The sequence below is a fragment of the Acinetobacter sp. ANC 4558 genome (assembly GCF_002135375.1).
Lineage (GTDB): Bacteria > Pseudomonadota > Gammaproteobacteria > Pseudomonadales > Moraxellaceae > Acinetobacter.
The window spans coordinates 1-21,693 of sequence record NZ_NEGH01000010.1 but is presented as its reverse complement, the minus strand read 5'-3'; the positions used below and the strand labels follow the sequence as shown (position 1 = coordinate 21,693).

Here is a 21,693-nt window from a genome sequence, read left to right as displayed (position 1 = left end):
TGACTTATTTACAGTCTTACATGCTGAATAAAATAGATTTCTAATCTGATACAAAGTCCTCCCCCTTTTATTGGGTTGAGGACTTTGTATCATTTCGATTCATGGAGTATGAACCGATGAATATTTTAGTATTAGGTAGCGGTGGTCGTGAGCACGCTTTGGCTTGGAAAATCGCACAAGATGACAAAGTTGTTCAGGTTTTTGTCGCTCCTGGTAATGCGGGTACTGCTACAGAAAACAAATGTAAAAATGTTATCTTAAACATTTTAGACAATGCTGCAATTATTGAGTTTGCTAAGAATAATACCATCGATTTAATTATTGTTGGTCCAGAGGCACCACTGGTCAATGGTGTAGTTGATGCTTGCCGAGAAGCAGACTTAAAAATTTGGGGACCTACCCAATTTGCAGCACAATTAGAAGGTTCAAAAGCATTCGCTAAACATTTCTTGAAGCGCCACAATATTCCAACAGCATTCTATGATGTATTCACTGAAGTAGAAGCAGCAAAAGCATTTGTTGAAAAAAATGGGGCGCCAATTGTCATTAAAGCTGATGGTCTTGCCGCAGGTAAAGGGGTCATTGTTGCAATGACCAATCAAGAAGCATTCGATGCAATTGATGACATGTTAGCAGGTAATAAATTTGGTGATGCTGGCTCACGCGTGGTTATCGAACAATTTCTTGATGGTGAAGAAGCTTCATTCATTTGCATGATTGATGGTGATAATATTCTTCCGATGGCAACATCTCAGGATCACAAACGCATCTTTGAAGGTGATCAAGGTCCAAACACTGGTGGTATGGGTGCTTACTCTCCCGCACCTGTCGTGACAGCAGATGTTTTTGATAAAGTCATGAAAGAAGTCATGCGTCCAACTGTGGATGGCATGAAAGCAGATGGTCATGTATACACAGGCTTCTTATATGCAGGTCTGATGATTGATGCTGAAGGTCAACCTCGTGTAATCGAATTCAACTGTCGTTTTGGTGACCCAGAAACACAACCCATCATGATGCGCTTAAAATCATCTTTAGTTGAACTGGTTGAAGCTGGTATTGCCGGTAACCTACCACGTGAAGCAGAATGGGATGAACGCAAAACGGTTGGAATTGTACTTGCATCTAAAGGTTATCCTGAAACATCAAGTAAAGATGATGTTATTTCTGGTCTAGCAACTGAAATGACAGATGCCAAAGTGTTTCATGCAGGTACCGCAAGCAATGAAAATGGTGACATTGTGACTGCTGGTGGTCGTGTCCTTTGTGTAACAGCACTTGGTCATACTATTGGTGAAGCACAAACAACCGCTCTAGAATTATGTAAAAAAGTCACTTTTGACGGTGTTCAATACCGTAAAGATATTGGTTACCGTGCTATTGCACGTGAAAATGCTTAATTTCATGTAGATTTAAAAACCCGCGGCATGCGGGTTTTTTATAACTTGTAAATTTTGCAATTTTTAGCTAAGTATTTCCCAGAGGGTTCCCCCAACAACATAAATATCATGCCCCAATTGAGATAAAAAATCACCCCCTATAAGGCAGCAATTGCTTCGATTTCAGAAATTGTTATTTTTTCAATTAGCGCTGTACTAAATGCAACTACAGAACTATTTGGTGTAGCACCTGAAGCGAATGCATTCATATCTAGACTTTCATAAATACCGATTTCAGGCGTTGGAATATTCGCTTTTTGAGCTAGATTAGAGACTAAATCATATAACCAAAAATAATCACTATGTTCAGGATTATCCCGCGTGATAACGCTGACATTATGTGCTCTTTTTACTAACCATTGACTAAATGGTAGTCCGATAATTGCACCAACTAGGCCTATTAATGGGACCAGTAAAATACCAAAACCTGTTGGTATTACACTAATGCATAAGGTAATTAATACAATGATTGTCCATGACATAATGCTTGTTTGCTTAACCTGAGTTAATGCAGGTCTGAAATTTGCGGAGATATGTTTAGTTCTTGAATAGCTTTGACCGCATGGATAAGCCACACTCATATGTCCAAAAATTTGAACAGGGCGAGCGTCGCTTAGATGTTGTGGAATATGTCTGGTATTGCCATAGTTTAAAGATCGATCTCCAAATTGGACTTACTTTGATTAGACAGGTTATTGCTAAAAAGAAGATATAGCTAAATCAATTAATGCAATTCCTTCTCTTGGGTCTGCATCTAATACCTTGCAATACTCTAGGTATTCCATAATCTCCAAGATATGTTCCCCATTTTCAATCTGCTGTACATAACTACTTGGTTTAAAGAGACATTGAGTAAGTTCTTGCTGGTATAACTTTTTTGCCTGATGTTGATTGATTAACCATTGTTTAAATTTATCCATTGAAGAGCCTATAACAATACTAGAGCAACAGCACGTAGTTTATTTACGATATGTTCATCTGGTTTCTTACAAACACGAATTGCTTTTGTAATGGATTAGCATTTTGGGTGAGGAATTTCATTGAGAACATCTGACCCGGCATCGAGTTGAGGATAGTACTTTTTCATGGTCGCTCCTTTGTTCTTTGGACCATGTAAATAATATGTTTGTAATAATCGATTAAATACGTAAAGAACTCTAGAATTCTTCAAGTTATAAATTCACAGCCTCGGCCATTTTAAGAAGAATATCTTTAAGAAAACTCCCCATACCTTTAAGCAGTTCCCCCCTTAATCACTAGGGAGTCAATACAAAATTCAAGCTGCATTTACCCCCTTGAAGCATTTCATTTCCCATTCGATTCCCGTATAGATTACATTGATCAAATGATGAATAATCTGTAACGATAATCAAATGGGAAGCAAAATGCAGAAAAATGTACTGGGGATGTGGTGAGAGTTTAGATAGACCAACGGACTATTAAATAAATGGACCGTAAAATCCGATGGACCAAAAATCGTAGACAACAAAAAACCCCATAAATCAATGATCTATGAGGTTTAATATGGTGGGCCCACCGTGACTCGAACACGGGACCAACGGATTATGAGTCCTGATTTTTATGCATTTATCAGTATTTACTATTGTTGATTTAATTTATATTTTTCCTTTTATTTTAATTAGTTAGACTGTTTTAGCATTTATTAGTGTTGACCAATATTGAATTAATTTGCTTACATAGTGCTTACACCACTTCTCATGTAAGCACCCATAAACAAATGAAGCTAAAATTTACGACTTCAAAGGTTTTAAAATTTGAAAAACCTATTGATGATAAAAACCAAATTTTCTATTGGGATACTGACACACTCGGTCTATCGGTTCGAGTTACCCAAAATGAAAACAGATCATATATTTTTCAAGGTCGTGCTTCTGGTAAAAGTTTACGCATAACTATCGGTGATGTAAATGTTTGGTCTCTGGATGATGCAAGAAAAAAATCAAGACAGTTTCAATAATTGTGTGATCAAGGAATCGATCCCAGACGTAATAAAGCTGAGGAAGATCTGAAAAATGATGAGTTTTCTCAAGCCAAGCAAAATGAAAAAATCACTTTCGGTCATGTCTTCTTAGAATATATAGAAGCCAATAAACACTTATGGTCGGATCGTCATTTTAGAGATCATATTGAATTATCACATCGAGGTGGCGAACAAAAAGTTCGAGGAAAAGGCTTAACCATACCTGGTGTCATGGCATCTATACTTGACGTACCATTAGTTATGATTACCTCTGATACATTAATTGATTGGCAAACAATCGAAGGTCAAACGAGACCAGGTAGAGCTGCACTTGGGTTTCGTATTGCGAGATCATGTATTAATTGGTGTCAAGAGCATGATACCTATCAAGATTTAATAGATTCAAAAGTTCATCAAGCAAAACGTGTGCGTCGAGCTGTACCTGTATTAAAACCTGTGAAAAATTCTGTCCAGAGAAATCAGTTAAAAGATTGGTTTATGGCTGTAAATGATATCCAAAATGTTATGCATAAAACTTTTTTACAGATAAGTATTTTATGCGGATCTCGATCTGAATCTATGCGCTCTCTCACCTACTCTCAATTAGACTTTAAATGGAAAACTATCTCCATTTGGGATAAGGTAGAGCAAGAAGATCGTATAATACCAATGACTCCTTATGTGGAACATCTTTTACAACTACTTCCCAAGCACCCTAATTCCGACTTTGTATTTTGGTCTGAGCAATCTAAATCAGGACATATCACAGATATCCGCAGAAGCTACTATATTGCTTTAGAAGAAAAGGGATTACCCAAATTTACTATTCATGATTTACGTCGATCTTTTTCAAATTTGGCAGAATGGTTAGATATTCCAACTGGTGTTGTTGCTCAGATCATGGGACATAAACCAAGTGCGACTGCGGAAAAACACTACAAAGATAGACCAGTGGATTTACTTCGTGTTCATCATACAAAAATTGAAGAATGGATTCTGGAGGAAGCAGGTGTCAAATAATTTAAGTTTAGTGAATGATTAGAAAGATATTAATTTAATGCCATATACAATAAAAACAATAAATTAATTTAATTTGCAGCTGCTCATGTATTTCACGTAAGCAGCTTAATTTTATTCGGGCCATGTATTAATCTGCACAGGATATTGATTTTATTTAAAGGTTATACACATCCTTTTCAACTAAGTTAAAACCAGATGTTTTGATTGATCTGGTATAAATAAAAATTAGAATGATTTATTAATAAAATTATAAAGTTTCTATCAATTTTTGATACATTAGGTTAGATTTTTATTGATAAAATATCGTTTACTATGAAAAATACCCAAAAACTTGTAGATGCTGATTTGTCTCGTATTATTGAAATGGCTTGGGAAGATAAAATTCCATTTGAGGCCATTAATCGCGAATATAATTTGAATGAATCGGCAGTAATCATTCTAATGCGCCAAAATTTAAAATCCAGTAGTTTTAAGCTTTGGCGCAAACGAGTAAGTGGTCGAAAAACAAAACATTTATTCTTACAATCATCTAATATTAGTACATCCAACTTATAGTCACTAAGGTAACTAAAGATGATGACAAAAACTAAAGGACATTAACGGGAAAAGTTTAATGAAGTTTGATTTTATGCGCTTACTGGTGATTTGTTTTCTAACACTACCAACAATATCCCATTCCGAAACTAAAATTCCAGAAGCAGTTAGTAAAATCGATATTCAAAAATATGTAGGAAAATGGTATGAGATTGCTCATATACCTATGTACTTTCAACGTAAATGTGTCGCAAATACTACAGCACAATATTCTATTAACCCAAACAATACTCTTTCCGTTTTAAATAGTTGCAGAACATCATCAAATGAGGTTATTGCTGCAAAAGGCATTGCCTACCCTCAAAATACAGGTAATAGTAAACTTAAAGTTAGCTTTCTACCCAAGGGGCTCAGATGGGTGCCATTTACAAAAGGAGATTACTGGATTCTTCGCATAGACCCTGATTATAAAGTTGCCTTAATTGGAGGACCTACTAATGAGTATTTATGGATATTATCTCGTACACCAACTATCGATGAAGCAATATATAAATCGTACCTAGAGACAGCAGAACAGTATGGATATGATATAAGCAAACTAAATAAAACACCTCAATAACTTATAATATTTGCCCTCACTTGAGGGCTTTTTCCTGTTTGATTTACTTTCAGACACTGCATTTATAGAAAAGAATGAAAAACTACAATGTGCTTTTGAGGAAATAAGGGCTAAGTTTGGAGATAAAAAACTAGCTATTGGTTCATGCAAGATGATTAACCGAAGCTGGGTGATGAATAGAGAAAATCTAACGAGGGATTATTTTAGTTGGGATGGGATGTTGGTAATTGACTAAATAGCAGCCAAATTAAAGTAACAGTTAACCGTTAATAAAAAATATCAGGCGGTACCTTTATACTTAAAAGTACCGTAATTTGATTTAAACTTTATAAATTAGATCAATGTTATTTATAAAAATGTTTTTCGCCCTATTTATTTTAAAATTTAGCACGAAGGGATACGGTGACATTTCTTGGCTCACCCCAATAAACCCCATTGTAGAAACCTACGTTTAAATAATATTTTTTATCGAATAAATTATTTACATTTATACTTGCTGATAATTCTTCACTAAATTTATAATTTGCAAACGCACTGGCTAAGTAATAAGCTTTCTGTACAATTATGCCGTTATTATAGGCATTTTTAGGTGCTCCCCCCCAATTTTGAGAAACTTCACTTTGCCAATTTACCCCGCCACCAATGGTTAACTTATTTGCACCATTCCATAAACTTTCAGGAAGCGTATAACTTGTAAATAATTTAATTTGATTCTGCGGAATAGTTGTTGTTGACTTGGAGATTGCTGAACTCACACTATTCACATACGTATATCCCGCACTGATATTCCAATTATTTTGCAGCTTTCCTATGGCTTCAATTTCAAATCCATTTACTTTCAGCCCCTTACCAGAAGCCAAATATGCCATTTCTATATTTTCTCCTACTGGTATCGCATCATTATATTCCTTATCAGGAATTGCAAGATCTTTAACAGATGACCAAAATAATGCTGCTGTCGTTAATAATGTGGCATCTAAAAATTCAGCTTTTATTCCGAGTTCTGTATTACTTCCAACTTCTGGATCTAAATAAGAACCTGTTCGATCTTTTTTACCTGATGGTGTAAACATATCTGTATAACTAACATATGCAGAATAGTGACTATTAATGTCGTAAACTAGACCTGCATATGGGACAAAACGTTTAAAATGTCTTGGCTTATCTGATAACACCTTACCGGTATTCGCTGTCCATGTTTCATTTTTATAATCATACAAATTATAACGCCCACCTAAAATCAACTTGAGTGGATCAGCTAAATCAAAGCGTACTGTAGAGTAATACCCAAATAGTTCTGTTGTTGTTTTACTTCCTGCGCCTGTCTTTTCATACGTTGGCTTTGGTAAATTACCTGTCCAATCTCGATAATCAGGAATCTGACTAGGATAGTCAATAAATGATTTTACTTTTTGGGATGTAGTTTCTGATTTATATCCACTATAACCTAGAATAAGTTCATGTTTTCGACCTAAAACTTGGAATGGTCCCGTCGCATATAAATCTAAATGCATTTTTTTACTTTCAGAATATGGAGACACTTGAGTCCATAATCCAAGCCCTTTACCCGTAACTGGATCAGGGAATCCACTTGCACCATAAGCAACAAGCCAATTATTATTCGAAGTACTATGCCCAACTGCCGCTTTTACAAGCCACTCATTGTTAAAATTATGTTGAATATCTGCGAAAAAAGTTTTATCACGATGCTTAATTGAACTCCAATTTGTTGTTAAGCTAAAATTTCTTGGTAAATTAGCACGACTTCCATCTGCGTTAAAATAAGGTACGGTTCCCCATGTTGAACCATTGGGTTCATTGTCTTGAAACTGAAAACCAAAAGCAGCTGTGGTATTTTCTGTTAAATCCGCTTCAATGATTCCCATTGCTGCTGTGGACTTCAATTTATAAAAATCCATGTATGATTCTTTATCTGTATATGCAGCCATAACACGACTGCGAACACTTCCACTTTCTGTCAATGGAATTGATACATCCGCTGTAACACGCGTATTATCCCAACTACCGTAACTAGAACTCACATTCCCTGTAAACTCTTTATTTGGTCTTTTTCGAATCATGTTAATTGTTGCAGATGGATTGCCTGTCGATCCTAATAACCCACTTGCACCCTTAATGACTTCAATACGATCAAAGAAAAAACTATCTGCACGTGGACTATTATCTCCCACTGGCATTCCATCAATTTGTCGGTTAGTAATCGAAAAACCACGCGCATAATAACTTGAGCGCTCACTATCTTGCTTAGTCACAGTCACACCAGGTGTTGCGGCTAAGATATCGTCTATCGTAATTAAATTTCTTTCTTCAATTTGCTGCTGTGTAATCACACTGACTGACTGTGGTGTCTCTCTTAAACTCAGATTCAATTTCGATGCTGACTTTGATTTATTCGCCTTATAACTTCCTGTTCCCTCTGTTTTGTCACTTTTTGTTGCGGTGACTGTGATGGTTTTTAATGCTATCGGGCTAGTATCATGGCTTTGTTCATCTGCCCATACTAAAGCCGAACCTCCACCATAGATTAAAATTAATTGGATACCCAGGCTAAGATTTTTAAATCGAAAATATCTATTCATTGCGGTAATAAAGATAAATATAAATAAGAATCATTATTATTACTATTTGTATTACATTTTACAACAATAAATTCACAATTCCTCTTTTTTGTAGTTTCTTATTTCAATATTATTTCTAGAATTATTATGGTTATTTTTTCAATCAAAACGGTTATAGAATTAATTATAAAACTTTGAATTTTATTCTGTTTAATAAGCCCTCATTTAAGGGCTTTTGTTTACTCAGGCCATGCATCACTCAATCGCCGTGCATCAGCTGCGTGTTTGTCAGCTTGTTCTGCCATGTATTGATATTGTGGATGGGTGGAAAGAGTGATATTGGTACCTTCATCAATAAAGGTACCGATCGAAGCATTATAGAAACTGAGGCAAAAATTGGTTTAAAATTCAATTTAATTACTGGTATTTACAACAAGAAATTGAGGGATAAGTGACTTATAAAAGAGCCTTATTAGATACCAGCAAATAAATTTTTGAAATTTTCATTACCCACTCACTAATTACTCACTCTAGATACGGCATCTTCATACCAGATATTTGCATTCATTTTCATGGACTCATCCTTGATCGATGATAAAGCTTGTCTCATCTTCTCTTTATATTCTGTATGCCCTGCTCTATACATTTCTAAATAGTATGTAAACTCTGCATAGTTATACATAGGATCATTTTTTTGTATTTGCTCCAACTCTACTTTAATTGCTTTAGCTGATACCTCATAACACTGTTTTATTACACTTTGTTCTTTATTTAATAATTCTAAAATTTGACACCTGAATGCAAGCCTATTAGCAGTCGGATCTTCCTGAATTTGAACATCATTAAGCTTATATGCATTTTTATATTGCTTTGTTTGCATATAAATGTTCATAAGAATATTATTTCGTTCAATTGAGTCTTTTATTTGTGATGCTTTTGGTAAGAATAATTTTAGCTCTTGTTGATATTTGTTTTCATCACCATTTACTAGATCTTCAATAATATGGTTATATTCTTCTATTAGTCTTCTATCTTCTGCAGATATATCTTTTTTTTGCTCATATCTAACTTGTGAATTATTCTGAGCTTTATCATTATTATGACTACAAGCGAGTACACTATTTACCAAAATTATTAAAAAACTGGTCTTTAATATTTTTTTTAACAACATCTTTATATTTTCCTAGCAAAAGAACTTATGCTGAACCCATGCGATACTGATGCAGGTACAGGAACTACCTGTCCAACCGCGTCATTATATTGTGCCCTATATCCTAAAATTACTTTTACTTTGATAACTTGTAAGTTTGGCGGTGGTAAAATAATTGTGCAACTACCAACTGGAGATTTGTATTCATCTGTATTCCAAAATCCCTTGTTTTTTTCCAATAGTTTGGTGGTATAAATCTGATCCTCTCTTGATATAATTACTTTGCCAAAAGGATAAACTTTAGCATCATTAGATAAAGGATGCGCATTTATCGAAGCACTAACAAATAATTCATTATCTGTGATTTTGTAATTCAAAAAATAACTAACAGCTCCTGAAAGCATTTGCAATATACCAACACCTTTACTTTTTTGCTCATTCGCACTAATTACCGCCTTATGCTGTACAAATATATTTGTTTTATAATTCTCCACATAAAAATGTTCATATTGCTCTTTTGGAGTAAAATTATTATTTAAATGTTCTTTTGAATTGATGAGTTTTAAATTTGACAAAGTAGAACCTCCATAATAATTCTCTTTATCACCAACAACATGACTTTGCTGAGTTAAAATCCTTGCACCACAGGTTAATTTATCACCTGCATATGCAACAGCCTTGCCGTCAAAAATGACATGATCATGACTCTTAATAACAGTAGACCATGTTTTACATTTAGGACAAAAGTGTCCATCTCCAGCTCTAACAAAGAGGTTTCCCTGTTGTGAATTTCTAACTTGAGTTGAAGGAATGAAGCCTCCGTGATCTGTAGGGGCGTTATGAACTGCGAATCCTGTTGCCATAATTATATTTATAAAATCTTATTAATGTTTAGTATTTACCACATATTGAGATTAATGTTAAACAATATTTATTTTTTGCTAATTAAGTATCTATTTTTTAATATTTTAAAAAATATTCAATTTATTCATTTTGATCAAATTATCTACAACATTTAAATTTGAATTTATTTTAACCTCAATATACTATTTTATTGAGTAACTTTATCGAATAAACGGTATGTCAAATAATCACGGTGGAAAGCGCGAAGGTGCTGGTAGAAAGTTTATTTATAATGAACTAACAAAGGTGCTCAGAGTTCCAGAGTCATGCATTCTTGAAATTAAAAACTATCTAAAGAAAACATCAAGACATGTTGACATTTTAGATATTCATCAAGCTGATCCAGTTCACAGTCTTTAAAGTATAACTTCCATGATATTTATACTGTTTTAGAGTGATAATAATCACAAAGTCGCATTTGCGTAATAATTTATAACCAAATAAAAAGCTCTAAGCACATATATTAATCGTAATTAAGAACAAAATTCGCTATTGAGTCAGCAGTACCAGCTGTGACATTTTTACGAGTTGCAATATAATTAGCAAAGAAACTAAGCTGTAAATTTTTACTACTACCTACAATTATGGGTCTAGTTGATGTCTCTAGAGGTAATAATTTACGGTCTTGATCCAAAATTTGAATCGCCACATTTCCAGCTGTTGATTCATTTGATAAAGCTAATAATTGTGGATTACTCAAATCTTTTTGCCCCTTAAATGACAGTGAAACATTTGTAGCTGAGCAATCCGATAAATTAATTATAAATGATATCGGACGAGTTTGATCACCGATATCTGTCATATTTTTAGTTCCCCAGCGCCCCAGAGCAACATTGATATTTTGGCTTTCAGATGAAACAGTACAACTACGATCAATAATCATTGCTTTAAAGCGTAAATTTACTTTTACCACCGGATCAGCATATAGAGCAGATGTATACAATACACAGCATGTAATAAATAATTTTTTTATATTCATAATATTAACTCTGCATACCACTCATCTCTACTGAAAATCAATACGTATGTGACCTTGTGCTGCAACAGGTCCTGGTTTAGGAATTTTTCCAGTTATACTAATGGGCCAAGATTTAAGTATAAAACTACTACGTGCATTTTCATCTAATTTAAATGGGATAAAACTACTCATATTATTAGGTATCAGCACTCTGTCATTATTATCTGCTAATTGAAACCCAACATCAGGATTATCAGAAAAAATCACATTATCATTATAATTTGTTGCCTCAAGACGAGCTGATAACATCTGTTGTGCATCAATATTTTTACATTCAATGCGAATGTTTTTAGTCAATGTATTCACCCCCTTTGCTTTGGATCCAGCATCTACTGAAAAAGCACTTGAGGGAATTGACCCAAAGTCAAATTCAATAGTGTCACCTACATCAAAACTGCATGATTGGGGAACGGTCATCACAGCATTCAATCTAATTATTACTATAGCTCTATCTGGTCGATCTGCCGCAGCACTTGCGGCATATATATACCCTATTTCACGACTGACTAAAAAAGATTGTCCAACAAATTTCTTCTTAATTTTTAATTTTACTTTAACCTTACTTCCTGTGCTATAACTATTACTGCAGTTACCAGTACACAAGTTACTAATAGCAGTTTGTGGCACATTAACATAAGCGTCTCTATTACCTGCAATATAAACTTGCATTGCGACTTGAAGATAATCATTATTAGGTAAATTAAACCACTGAGCTTCTGCATCACTTCCAGCAGGAGTTAAACCAGATGCTGCTTTCAAAGTAAAAAATGTCTCATGAATAACAGATGCACATGCGCCACCAACAGAATAATTACCGCCTCTTAATAATTCCTTCCAAGGTGGTGAGTAACCTAGATAATTATTCGTAGAATTAAATGAATAATCGTGGTCATAAATAAAAGCTGAACCAACGGGAAAACAAACTGCTGCATAAACTGAATTTGCGCCCAATATTGAGATTAAGAATACTGCTGAATATATCAGATTGGCTACTCTAGATTTTACTTTCAGGCTCATTTTCTCTCCCTATAGACAATTAAGTTCAAGCATTTTAATACCATCATCTGAGTTTTGTTTTTCTTGTTGAATAAATGCATATGGAGCATGACAACTTTCATTTTCAGATGACCCCCAAGAAATTTTAAGCCTTCCCTGTTCTTTTAAACCACTTAAAAAAGCTTGCCCTTCTAGTCCCGCTAAACTTGTAATATTCTGCTCTTCTTCTGTAACCGTTGAACCATATGGAACATATTCACCAAAATGCTTGATAGTCATTAACGCTCGTTGTCCAATGCGTGTATCAAACTTTGCACGTACAATTGCACCTTTCATTGGAACTAAATTTTGTACGTTAGTTAAAATTTCCGTTTGATCATTTAAACTGTCCGCTTCAAGAGCAATACGATTTAATCGATAATTTTCAGCAAAAGGCAAAATCGCATAACCTTTTGAATTTGTATGAATATTTGTTGAATTTTCAATTTTGACATCTTTCGCCCCTTTAGCATCAATCAATACATTAGTATCACCTAAAGTTTGACCTAAAGTTATGCCACCAGAATGAATAATCAAACCACCCGCTAGATCATAATTAAAACTTTTTTCTTTTCCTCCAGCAGTAAAACTATAATTTGCTCCAGCACGTCCATACTTTGTATCTAAATGAGTAGAAGCCATACCAAATCCACCCGTTTCATTATTACGGCCTTGTTGAAGGTTATAGCTAAATTGTCGATTTTTACCCAAAGATCCATTAATGCCTGTCTGGATAGAATTTCCACCAAATGAATTTTGTACAACACTAGAGTTACTATATATTTCGTTGGTTACTCGATCTCTACTGCCAAAAAAAGCATTTAAGGGAACTGTGATACTGGCAGCGATAGAGTTACTTTTTTGATTATACATAGACGATGAATCTTGCATCGACCAAGATACTGAATAAGTAAAATATTTATTTGCGTTAGAATAGCCAATTTGATAATTCTTAACTGTTTTTGAGGAGTTCCAATACGATTGATAATTCGCAGAACCATATAAGGAACCATGCGGACCTAGGTTTTGATTAATACTTAATTGAAATCGGCCTTTTTTCGTATAGTTTAAATTATAATATGAACTTGGGTCATAGTAACTATTACCAAACTCATCAATCTTTTCTTCAGGCGAAAATCGTTCCATTGACTTATATGTAACATCATTAAGAGTATAAAAGCCTTTGGTTGAATAACGATAACCTAATAGCTGTAATGTAGTACCAAACTGATTTAATGATTTTGAATATAATAAACGATAAGATTGTCCTTTATAATCTTTGTTATCTGCTAATGTACTATTTGCATGGGTCAAGTCAAAAGAAAAAGCTCCTAATGTTCCCATATTCCGACCAATACCTAGCAATGCTGCTTGATATTTAGATGCTATTTGCGCACCACTAAATAGTGTTATGTTCGAACCTATGCCACGGCTTAATGTTCCTTGAAAAAATAAAGGATTATCTTGTTCTTTATTCCCACTTCGAAACTCACCGGCAGTAATATCAAAAGTAGTCCTTCCTTCACGTAACAAGATTGGGATACCTGAATAAGGGACTACAAAATGTTGTACCGTGCCCGCACTCCCTTCAACTGTTACATCCAAATCGCCACTCAAAGCCATTGCGCTTATATCTGTAATTTCAAATGGTCCAGGGTTGACATTAGTTTGATAAACGATATAACCATTTTGGCGAATAGTAATTATACTTTTACTATTTGCTATACCACGCACTACGGGTGCATAACCCTGCATACTACTTGGCAACATTGCTTCAGAACTATATACACGAGCTCCACGAAAGCCAATGCCATCAAAAATCATATTTTGAACATTGCTATCCCCTAAAATGAGTTCGCTTTTCAATGGAATTATGGATTTTTCTACAAAACTTTGGACATTATTCCAGTCTGATCGATGTGTATTTTCATCACGTTGATTAAAATAATTATAAGTAGAAAGGTTTTTAAATCTAAAACCTGCAATATTAAAACCAGAATTCAAAGATAAAAAAATACTATCACTCTTATCTGTCACATTCCCATTTAAATTATAATTTAAAAAGGCTGCTGTTATTCCTGGATCCCATTCAGATGGAGGAATATAGCCATGTGCATTATTTTTCATCCAAATTTGAGGAATGCTAATATCCAATCTTTGAATATTAAAATTATATGTAACAGAAGCATCTGCAATATATTCTTTTAAATCTAAACAACTTTTATATTGTAGTGTTTCTGCTTCTGGTAAATCATAAATTTTTATACCTAACGATAATAACCATTTACTATCAATACAAGGCTCTAAACCACCAGAAATCACATCACTCTGTTCGGACTGAAAAAAGTTTAGCTCTTTACTAACAGCGAAATTATCATTGACATACACATTGACTTGATAATTCCCTGGCAACTGAAAACCTTGTTCAAAACTAGATAAATCTGCAACTCGAGAGTTTTCAGTATTTAGCAATAAGGCTGGATTAAAATAATCTCTCGCATAAACAAAATTTCCAGATAAGAGAAGAGAATAGAAAATCGTATTGACAGAGAATGTTTTTCCTGAAAAATTTAGCTTTACCCTTACCATTCTTAACACTCTATCTTCTACTGAATGGCTATTGTTCGTTCATCAGTAAATGCTCCATAATCATTAATCGTTTGAAACTTAACTTCACGACCAAAATGCTCTAAAGCCTTTTCTGAGAATGGTTCAAGCATAATAATAGCTTGTTTTTGATTATCAACTGACAAATTGGCAATTGTCATAAAATATGGCGTTGGATTTTTAAGAAAAATTTTATGATTGTTAACTGATGTAGTTAATAAATTAGGTGCATCTTCGATACGAATAGATAAATTAGAAGGACGTACCATCATCTTAATTCGAGATAGTATTGCAAGTTGCAAAACATTAGTCTTTTCTAACTCTTCTTTGCTTACTGATGGAATTGCTTGCACGTTCAAATAATAGAGTGTTTCTCGATCACGTGCTAAATTTTGATTCATATTAATAATACGTAATGAACTCTCTGATTTAGCCTCACTAACGTACATAGGTGGAGTGACAATAAATGTATTTATTTTTTTTGATGATGCATCTTCAACCCAAGAATTAATCAAAAATCTTTTATCCGTTGTACTATTAACAACAGGCATAGATGCTTGTTTCTTATCTTGATCATAGATTAATCGAGTTGCACCTAATGCAATGCCACCAGCAGCATATGAAATATTAACCAAAAGTGCGAATATTGCTATGATTTTTATAAAAAACTTCGAAAATACTTTCAACATCTTTCTTGAATTCCAGTTTATAGCTAATCAAAAATAATTCTAAAAAATGGTACTCCTACACTACACAGAAGTACCAATTATTGATTAATTATAAGTAATTACAAAGTTTGCATCTGCATAAGCTTGACCTGGTGTTACACCTTTTACAGTTGCTTTATAACGTGCAGTAAAGTTAAATGTATTATTACCATCAATTAAAGTTTGAGCAGCAGAAAGGTCTGTACCATCTGGAGTTAAAACTTTACCTTTACTGTCTGAAATCTCAATGCCAACACCAGTCGCTGTTACAGCATTCGCTGATGGACCTGAATGAACTTTTAATAATGTCGCATCAACTGTATCTTGAGGACCAGAGAATGCAAATTGAGCAGCTGTGCTTACTTTAGTATCACAATCAACCAACTTAATTTGGAATGGAACATTAGCAGTTACCTGACCTACATCCGTAAGGCTAGCTGTACGATGTTGACCAAGGTCTACCGTTTGATTCGCAGTATCTGAACTTACAGCACAAGCAGCATTTACAAACTCACCTTTAAAATGTACTGTTCCGCCATTTACAACAGTAGCCGCCTGAGTTAATCCAGCTACAAAAAATGTTGATACCATCACGAATTGAGAAACTTTCATTTATATAATCCCATAATTAATAAAAAAAAAATAAAGTTTTTTAGTTATCACTTTATTTTTCAAGGATATTATTATAGAATTTCAAGCATGTAAAGAAAAATTGTTTATTTTTTGTTACCCTATATTGACTTTTATTTAGCTTTTCTTAATTGAAAATTAAGTTTATAACACATCTAAAGCTTGGTATATTTTGCCTAGATCTCATTTTAAGTAAGCAAAATATTTCAACGAAATCTCTGATTTTATATTCACTCATGCAATTCACTATCAACTCAACCATCTGATCAAATAACCTCATAACATAGTCTTTTTCAGGTGGATAAGCTTTCCTTATATCTAATTACAAAATCAATATACGCTTGTCTTTTATTTAGTATTTAAGGTAAAGTAATTTTGAGCTTCGCTAATAAATCTTTGAATAGAACCTATGACCATCAAAGCCCAAATAGAGAATACTCCGATTGATCAAAACTCAATTCTAAAAGACACAATTGGTTATACGATAAATTTCTTAGTATAAATAATATATTAATTTTCAAATTATATTTTTAAATAAACCTGCAATAACTAATACTTAAAGATTCATTTTAAATTTAATTGTAGAAACCTATCATCTAAAGTAAAATAGAGATAAAAAATATATAATAATTATATAGTTAATTTTTATATTAAATAATCCTTCTAGCATATATTTAATTTAATCTCTAAAAAATAATTTATTATTTTAATAAAAAGTAAATAATTTAAATTAGCTATAAAATAGTCAGTAGTTTTTTACTAGCTATATAATAAATCTATTAAAATAGGTGCTCAAAGTTAAATAATTAATATTTAAATAATGTACCTAAATTGTATTATTTTTGTACGCATTAAAATAATTTAATAAATTACTCTAAAAATATTTTACTTTATTTACTCCCCTACCAATTTTTAATTAAGGTGAGACAATGAAAAATACAATTCAAAAAATAGGATTAATGTCTTTATTATTAATAGGTATAACAAATGCAAATTCAGCAAATGTAATCGTAAATGGTGGAATTATAAAGTTTACAGGAGAATTCGTAAATGCCGCATGTTCTGTAAGTTATGAAACTGGAAATCAAACTGTTATTTTAGGTCAATATCGCACTGACCCTCTGCAAGGTGAGAAAGGACTAGTGACTCCTAAAGTTCCTTTCTATATTAAATTAGTTAACTGCAGTACTGAAATTGCTGGAACTGCGCGCGTATCATTTTTAGGTAATCAAGATATTAGCAATAATCAATTATTAGCTATTGATGGTGGTGGCACAAACCAAGCCGTAGCAACAGGCGTAGGTATTGAAATTACAGATCATACTGGAAAAATTTTAATACCAGATGGAACCATTTTTTCTGAATCTCAAAAATTAGAAGATGGTAACAATATACTACCTTTTTATGCTCGTTATAAAACAACTAGTAATAGTGTAGAGTCAGGTGTTGCGAATGGAGCCGCCTCTTTAGTTATGAACTATAATTAATGTAGTGTTATTTCAAAGTAATTATTACTAAATAAAGCATATTTTAATTTTATTTACTAATTTAAATTAATGGAGTTGAAATTCTTTAAAATAAATATATTATTTACTATCTAATCTTAAAGAAATTTCAACTTCAATATAGATTATATGTATTCTATAAATACAGAATTTTTTCTTGGGCAATTAATAGGTGATATTTTTCTAAGAAAGTATTGATCGTCTAACTACTCAGCGCAATAAAACCTAATATAATAAACTCTATACGAATTTAACATACAATCTACTCGATATAACAAGTTGAGATCCTTTGTTTATTCAGGTCACCCATCACTTAATCGCCGTGCATCAGCTGCGTGTTTGTCAGCTTGTTCTGCCATGTATTGATATTGTGGATGGGTGGAAAAAATAACCTTGCTATTCCTATGAATAAAGGCACCATTTTTTCATCAATACTATCCACAATATTTGAATTTATCTCAACCAGAAAATATAATGGTTAAAAATTAAGTATCTGATTATATTTACCTTATTTTATTAGCAATTAAGTATACTGCTAAAATTTAAAAGCCCGATTATATTGGTATTTCGGCTTTGAATTCGAATCGTTCGTTGTATCCAATTAGATCACTCTATTGTTAAAATATTGACTCTACGGAATAGGTAGTGGAAAGTCTAAATATTTTCTTTTAGATATCCCGTAGAGCCTAATATTAAACTAGTGATAATTTTAAAACTCTATAATGTTCAGAGAGTAATCTTTATTAATTTCCAATTCATTTAATATAGTGGTGTAAATTTCCGATGTACCACTGGTGTTGATTTCCAATGTTCCAGATATATTAGGATTTAAAATATTTAATAATTTTAAATGCTTTTTTACTGAAATTGCTTGATCTCTTGCTGGATTAATAAACTTAATATTAGGAGCAATAGATTCAAAAATATTTTGAACAATAGGATAGTGGGTACAACCAAGAACAATCTCTTTTAATGGGTGTTGAGATAGCAAGTTAGCAATATGTTGCTTAATATCATTGTGAATTGCTGGATTATTCAAATCCCCCTGCTCAATCAACATTGCTAAATTCTTACTAGGCTCACCATAAACTTGAATAGTTGGATCCATTTTCTGAATTAACTGCTTATGACAACCTGTTTGAATGGTAAATTCAGTTGCAATAACACCAACAGATTTATAGTGTTGTCTAATCACATCCTCTGCAGCTGGTTCAATGACAGATAAAATTGGAAAATTAAAGTTCTTTTCATACCCTTCATACTCTTTAGATTCAAAAGTAGATGATATTGTATTGCACGCAACTGCAACTAGTTTGACATTTTTTGACTGTAGAAAATTTAACATTTTCTTTGTTAATGCAATAATTTCATCTGCGCTTCGATTACCATAAGGTGCATTTAAATTATCGCCACAATATATAATATTTTCCCCAGGCAACAGATTTAAAATTTCTTTGACTGAAGTTAAACCACCAACGCCAGAGTCAATCACTCCAATAGGGGCATCTAAACTATACATAGTTATTCCTTAATATTTTATTGATGAGTATTTTTAACTACTTGTTTTATTCTGGTTTTCCCAAGTAAATGGCTCAAAATCAGAATTTGGATCTTTCCAACTGTCTTTACGACAAGCAAAAATAACAATTGGTATAAGGACAAATATTGCAACTAATACACATAGATATATGACATAGCTAGCAGGGCTACCAGTTGGTATTTGTGTAGGTGGGACTAAACTCAATACAAAGGCCAAAAGAGAACCAATGAATCCTAATGTCGCCCAGAAATGTAATGCAGGAGCACGATATGGTCGTTTGATATTTGGTTGTGAGTGACGTAAATAGATTGCACCAGAAAACATTAGCATATACATAACCAAATACAGCATTACAGTTAATTGAGATAAAATTTGAAATGCTGCTTGCACGGAAGGCATGATTACAAATGTAATAGACAGTAGTGTAACAATCACACCCTGTACAAACATTAAATGATGCCCCATACCATGTTTATTTGTTTTCTGGAAAAATTTTGGTAAATACCCTGCTTTTGCGATAGCCAATACACCAGTATTAGGACCTGCAATCCATGTTACAACACCACCAAGAACACCAAGCGCAAGCATAAAGGCCATTACTGAGCCCAACCATGGCATTCCCACCCAATCAAATAACATGTCGTAAGCAATTAAAAGACTTTGTGTCAAATTAATCTTATCTGCTGGGATAATGAATGCAACACCAAGTGTACTTAATAAAAATATTGCAACTGTTCCTATAGAGGCTATAGTGATTGCAATAGGATATTTCTTTGTAGGATTCTCTAAATCATTCACATGAACAGCATTCATCTCCATACCGGCATAAGCAAGAAAAATACTGGCAGCTAGAACAATATTTTGAAAATTTGTCATATCTGGAAATAAATCATTCCACCCCAACGGAATAATCGCAGGCTTACCACTAAACCATAAATAAGAAAAGCCCAATATAACCAAAACAATAGATGGAATAATAGTTCCAATAATGCCACACCATTTAGAAATGGTTGAGAATATTCCAACACCACGTAAAGCTACAGTTACAGATCCCCAATATACAATCAGAACAAAAAAGAGAATATACCACTTGTTTTTTGCGAATGACTCGGCGAATCCCATATCAGGATCCATAAAAGCAATTGACACCGCACCAAAGGTTAGTACTGTTGGAAAATAAGGGATGACTTGCAACCAAGTCATAATCATACCTACAAATCCCCATCTTGCACCAAAGGCTTCACCAATCCAACGAAATGCACCACCTTTTTGAGGGTATGTTGTTGCAAGCTCTGCAGCTACAAAAGCGACAGGAACCAAAAACATAATCGCAGCGAAGGTATAAAAGAATATTGCTCCTAGACCATATTCTGCTTCTGAAGGAATAAATCTTAGGCTTACTACGGCTGTTATATTCATGACCGCTAATGTAGCAACGGTCATTTTCTTATTTTGTGTTGCAATACTTTTAGACATATTTATCACCTTATTTTATGCCTGCTTCGATGTAACTCTTATAATGATCATTTATTAAGAATCAACTATAAATACCATATTTAAAATAATAGATTTGATATGATTTTTTATTTTTAAGATAAAGAAAAATTATTATTTGTTATATTTTTTATTACTATAAATTAATTTAATTACATAAAAATACAATTATTCTTAAAAAAATAATTGAGATATAATTTATTTTATAGATTTTCTATTTTGTTTTAAATTTATTAATAATTTTTATTTAATATAAATATTAACTTTAATTTAAAATATATTTTCAACCATTTTAACACATGATTTATTCTAAAAAATAAAGAAAAAATTTTAATCAAAATTATTATTTTTACAAATTTAAAAATATAAATACTTTTTAAAATCATTTAAACTAATTCATTTAATATTACAAATAAATATAAAGATTAGAAAATTTTCAATATTTCTTTATGTAATCTACACTCAACTCATTTTTAAGCTTTTCTCATAAATTTTTATTTTTCAATACTTGGTTTAAATTTAATTTAATCGCAGATATCTATTATTTAGATTTGAGTAAAAATACATTTTTTATAATGAAGAAATTTTTATTTCTATATATTCAGTACCGTTTAATATAGAAACGAGGTTGAAACTCAATTCAACCCCGTCTATTAAAAATTAAGCATGGTTAAAAGAGCGACCTTCCCCATCCGTTAATGGCGCACTTACTGGATGTTTATCAAAATATTCAAGTGTACGTTTTAGGTCTTCAATTAATAATGATGCTAAATCTAAACTCACCCCATGACGTACTAAAATTCGTTGTACGACAAGATCTTCGCGATGTGCAGGCATTGAATATGCAGGAACTTGCCAACCACGACTACGTAATTTATCTGCTATGTCATAGAGAGAATAATTACTTTTCTCGCTATCTTTTAATTTCCAAG

Annotated in this window: 19 protein-coding genes and 3 pseudogenes; 9 read left to right on the top strand and 13 right to left on the bottom strand. The window is 32.9% G+C overall.

What is annotated here, in order from left to right; translation table 11 throughout:
* The first annotated feature begins 116 nt into the window (after positions 1 to 116).
* A complete protein-coding gene (gene purD, locus B9T31_RS12400; RefSeq protein ID WP_086182267.1) occupies positions 117 to 1,400 on the top strand; it encodes a phosphoribosylamine--glycine ligase in 1,284 nt (427 codons plus the stop codon).
* A gap of 137 nt (positions 1,401 to 1,537) precedes the next feature.
* Here the strand turns inward: purD and B9T31_RS12395 are convergent, their stop codons facing one another.
* Positions 1,538 to 1,921, bottom strand: coding sequence for a M48 family metalloprotease (locus B9T31_RS12395; protein ID WP_228146042.1), 384 nt, complete (start codon positions 1,919 to 1,921; stop codon positions 1,538 to 1,540).
* A gap of 74 nt (positions 1,922 to 1,995) precedes the next feature.
* On the opposite strand from B9T31_RS12395, the pseudogene B9T31_RS18055 reads away from it, so the two are divergent.
* Positions 1,996 to 2,154, top strand: a pseudogene (locus tag B9T31_RS18055) (transcriptional regulator); the annotation flags it as partial.
* Here the strand turns inward: B9T31_RS18055 and B9T31_RS12385 are convergent.
* Entirely contained in the window at positions 2,138 to 2,359 is a 222-nt protein-coding gene (locus B9T31_RS12385) for a transcriptional regulator (protein ID WP_086182265.1), read from the bottom strand. The pseudogene B9T31_RS18055 and the gene B9T31_RS12385 overlap by 17 nt on opposite strands.
* A gap of 746 nt (positions 2,360 to 3,105) precedes the next feature.
* On the opposite strand from B9T31_RS12385, the gene B9T31_RS18050 reads away from it, so the two are divergent.
* The 5 genes from B9T31_RS18050 to B9T31_RS12365 all read left to right on the top strand — a co-directional run bounded on the left by B9T31_RS18050 (position 3,106) and on the right by B9T31_RS12365 (position 5,828).
* Positions 3,106 to 3,417 carry an Arm DNA-binding domain-containing protein gene (locus tag B9T31_RS18050; RefSeq protein WP_228146041.1) on the top strand — a complete coding sequence of 104 codons (312 nt, stop codon included), beginning with the start codon at positions 3,106 to 3,108 and terminating at the stop codon, positions 3,415 to 3,417.
* Positions 3,418 to 4,440: a tyrosine-type recombinase/integrase gene (locus tag B9T31_RS12380; protein WP_228146040.1), complete on the top strand. Its 1,023-nt coding sequence runs from the start codon at positions 3,418 to 3,420 to the stop codon at positions 4,438 to 4,440.
* Between the two features lie 312 nt (positions 4,441 to 4,752).
* Positions 4,753 to 4,995: a TIGR03643 family protein gene (locus B9T31_RS12375; protein WP_086182264.1), complete on the top strand. Its 243-nt coding sequence runs from the start codon at positions 4,753 to 4,755 to the stop codon at positions 4,993 to 4,995.
* Positions 4,996 to 5,053: 58 nt separating this feature from the next.
* Entirely contained in the window at positions 5,054 to 5,593 is a 540-nt protein-coding gene (locus B9T31_RS12370; protein WP_416202541.1) for a lipocalin family protein, read from the top strand.
* A gap of 10 nt (positions 5,594 to 5,603) precedes the next feature.
* Entirely contained in the window at positions 5,604 to 5,828 is a 225-nt protein-coding gene (locus B9T31_RS12365; RefSeq protein ID WP_086182263.1) for a DUF4113 domain-containing protein, read from the top strand.
* Positions 5,829 to 5,970: 142 nt separating this feature from the next.
* Here B9T31_RS12365 and B9T31_RS12360 read toward each other — a convergent pair whose 3' ends face one another.
* From B9T31_RS12360 to B9T31_RS12350, 3 genes and pseudogenes are all read right to left on the bottom strand, one after another.
* Positions 5,971 to 8,193, bottom strand: coding sequence for a TonB-dependent siderophore receptor (locus tag B9T31_RS12360; protein WP_086182262.1), 2,223 nt, complete (start codon positions 8,191 to 8,193; stop codon positions 5,971 to 5,973).
* A gap of 496 nt (positions 8,194 to 8,689) precedes the next feature.
* The gene (locus B9T31_RS12355) at positions 8,690 to 9,343 is read right to left on the bottom strand and encodes a hypothetical protein (protein WP_086182261.1); all 654 of its coding nucleotides are present in this window, start codon (positions 9,341 to 9,343) and stop codon (positions 8,690 to 8,692) included.
* Between the two features lie 503 nt (positions 9,344 to 9,846).
* Positions 9,847 to 10,185, bottom strand: a pseudogene (locus tag B9T31_RS12350) (PAAR domain-containing protein); the annotation flags it as partial.
* Positions 10,186 to 10,402: 217 nt separating this feature from the next.
* Between B9T31_RS12350 and B9T31_RS12345 the strand changes: the two are divergent.
* Positions 10,403 to 10,585, top strand: coding sequence for a hypothetical protein (locus B9T31_RS12345; RefSeq protein WP_228146039.1), 183 nt, complete (start codon positions 10,403 to 10,405; stop codon positions 10,583 to 10,585).
* Positions 10,586 to 10,688: 103 nt separating this feature from the next.
* Here B9T31_RS12345 and B9T31_RS12340 read toward each other — a convergent pair whose 3' ends face one another.
* The 5 genes from B9T31_RS12340 to fimA (B9T31_RS12320) form a co-directional block, all read right to left on the bottom strand.
* On the bottom strand, positions 10,689 to 11,204 hold the full coding sequence (locus B9T31_RS12340) for a fimbrial protein (RefSeq protein ID WP_086182260.1): 516 nt from the start codon (positions 11,202 to 11,204) through the stop codon (positions 10,689 to 10,691).
* A gap of 27 nt (positions 11,205 to 11,231) precedes the next feature.
* Complete coding sequence (locus B9T31_RS12335; protein WP_086182259.1) at positions 11,232 to 12,260, bottom strand: fimbrial protein; 1,029 nt, start codon at positions 12,258 to 12,260, stop codon at positions 11,232 to 11,234.
* Positions 12,261 to 12,269: 9 nt separating this feature from the next.
* Positions 12,270 to 14,867, bottom strand: coding sequence for a fimbria/pilus outer membrane usher protein (locus B9T31_RS12330; protein ID WP_086182258.1), 2,598 nt, complete (start codon positions 14,865 to 14,867; stop codon positions 12,270 to 12,272).
* A 17-nt stretch (positions 14,868 to 14,884) separates the two neighbouring features.
* Positions 14,885 to 15,520 (bottom strand): fimbria/pilus periplasmic chaperone, encoded by a 636-nt coding sequence (locus tag B9T31_RS12325; protein ID WP_228146038.1) that lies wholly within the window; start codon positions 15,518 to 15,520, stop codon positions 14,885 to 14,887.
* A 138-nt stretch (positions 15,521 to 15,658) separates the two neighbouring features.
* Positions 15,659 to 16,204, bottom strand: a complete 546-nt coding sequence (gene fimA / locus B9T31_RS12320) for a type 1 fimbrial major subunit FimA (RefSeq protein ID WP_086182256.1) — start codon at positions 16,202 to 16,204, stop codon at positions 15,659 to 15,661.
* Positions 16,205 to 17,151: 947 nt separating this feature from the next.
* Between fimA (B9T31_RS12320) and fimA (B9T31_RS12315) the strand changes: the two genes are divergently transcribed.
* Positions 17,152 to 17,709: a type 1 fimbrial major subunit FimA gene (gene fimA, locus B9T31_RS12315; protein WP_086182255.1), complete on the top strand. Its 558-nt coding sequence runs from the start codon at positions 17,152 to 17,154 to the stop codon at positions 17,707 to 17,709.
* Between the two features lie 727 nt (positions 17,710 to 18,436).
* On the opposite strand, the gene murI is transcribed toward fimA (B9T31_RS12315), so the two are convergent.
* The 3 genes and pseudogenes from murI to B9T31_RS12300 all read right to left on the bottom strand — a co-directional run.
* Positions 18,437 to 19,246, bottom strand: coding sequence for a glutamate racemase (gene murI, locus B9T31_RS12310; protein WP_086182254.1), 810 nt, complete (start codon positions 19,244 to 19,246; stop codon positions 18,437 to 18,439).
* A gap of 33 nt (positions 19,247 to 19,279) precedes the next feature.
* Positions 19,280 to 20,743 carry a putative glutamine/gamma-aminobutyrate antiporter GadC gene (gene gadC, locus B9T31_RS12305; RefSeq protein WP_086182253.1) on the bottom strand — a complete coding sequence of 488 codons (1,464 nt, stop codon included), beginning with the start codon at positions 20,741 to 20,743 and terminating at the stop codon, positions 19,280 to 19,282.
* Positions 20,744 to 21,421: 678 nt separating this feature from the next.
* Positions 21,422 to 21,693: pseudogene (locus B9T31_RS12300) on the bottom strand (hypothetical protein); the annotation flags it as partial.

Excerpts from the sequence above, each read along its gene's own strand:
- fimA (WP_086182255.1), top strand. The coding sequence starts at position 17,152 with ATGAAAAATACAATTCAAAAAATAGGATTAATGTCTTTATTATTAATA.
- fimA (WP_086182256.1), bottom strand. The coding sequence starts at position 16,204 with ATGAAAGTTTCTCAATTCGTGATGGTATCAACATTTTTTGTAGCTGGA.
- murI (WP_086182254.1), bottom strand. The coding sequence starts at position 19,246 with ATGTATAGTTTAGATGCCCCTATTGGAGTGATTGACTCTGGCGTTGGT.
- B9T31_RS12355 (WP_086182261.1), bottom strand. The coding sequence starts at position 9,343 with ATGTTGTTAAAAAAAATATTAAAGACCAGTTTTTTAATAATTTTGGTA.
- B9T31_RS12375 (WP_086182264.1), top strand. The coding sequence starts at position 4,753 with ATGAAAAATACCCAAAAACTTGTAGATGCTGATTTGTCTCGTATTATT.
- purD (WP_086182267.1), top strand. The coding sequence starts at position 117 with ATGAATATTTTAGTATTAGGTAGCGGTGGTCGTGAGCACGCTTTGGCT.
- B9T31_RS12385 (WP_086182265.1), bottom strand. The coding sequence starts at position 2,359 with ATGGATAAATTTAAACAATGGTTAATCAATCAACATCAGGCAAAAAAG.
- B9T31_RS12330 (WP_086182258.1), bottom strand. The coding sequence starts at position 14,867 with ATGGTAAGGGTAAAGCTAAATTTTTCAGGAAAAACATTCTCTGTCAAT.
- B9T31_RS12335 (WP_086182259.1), bottom strand. The coding sequence starts at position 12,260 with ATGAGCCTGAAAGTAAAATCTAGAGTAGCCAATCTGATATATTCAGCA.
- B9T31_RS12345 (WP_228146039.1), top strand. The coding sequence starts at position 10,403 with ATGTCAAATAATCACGGTGGAAAGCGCGAAGGTGCTGGTAGAAAGTTT.
- gadC (WP_086182253.1), bottom strand. The coding sequence starts at position 20,743 with ATGTCTAAAAGTATTGCAACACAAAATAAGAAAATGACCGTTGCTACA.
- B9T31_RS12370 (WP_416202541.1), top strand. The coding sequence starts at position 5,054 with ATGAAGTTTGATTTTATGCGCTTACTGGTGATTTGTTTTCTAACACTA.
- B9T31_RS12340 (WP_086182260.1), bottom strand. The coding sequence starts at position 11,204 with ATGAATATAAAAAAATTATTTATTACATGCTGTGTATTGTATACATCT.
- B9T31_RS12360 (WP_086182262.1), bottom strand. The coding sequence starts at position 8,193 with ATGAATAGATATTTTCGATTTAAAAATCTTAGCCTGGGTATCCAATTA.
- B9T31_RS12395 (WP_228146042.1), bottom strand. The coding sequence starts at position 1,921 with ATGTCATGGACAATCATTGTATTAATTACCTTATGCATTAGTGTAATA.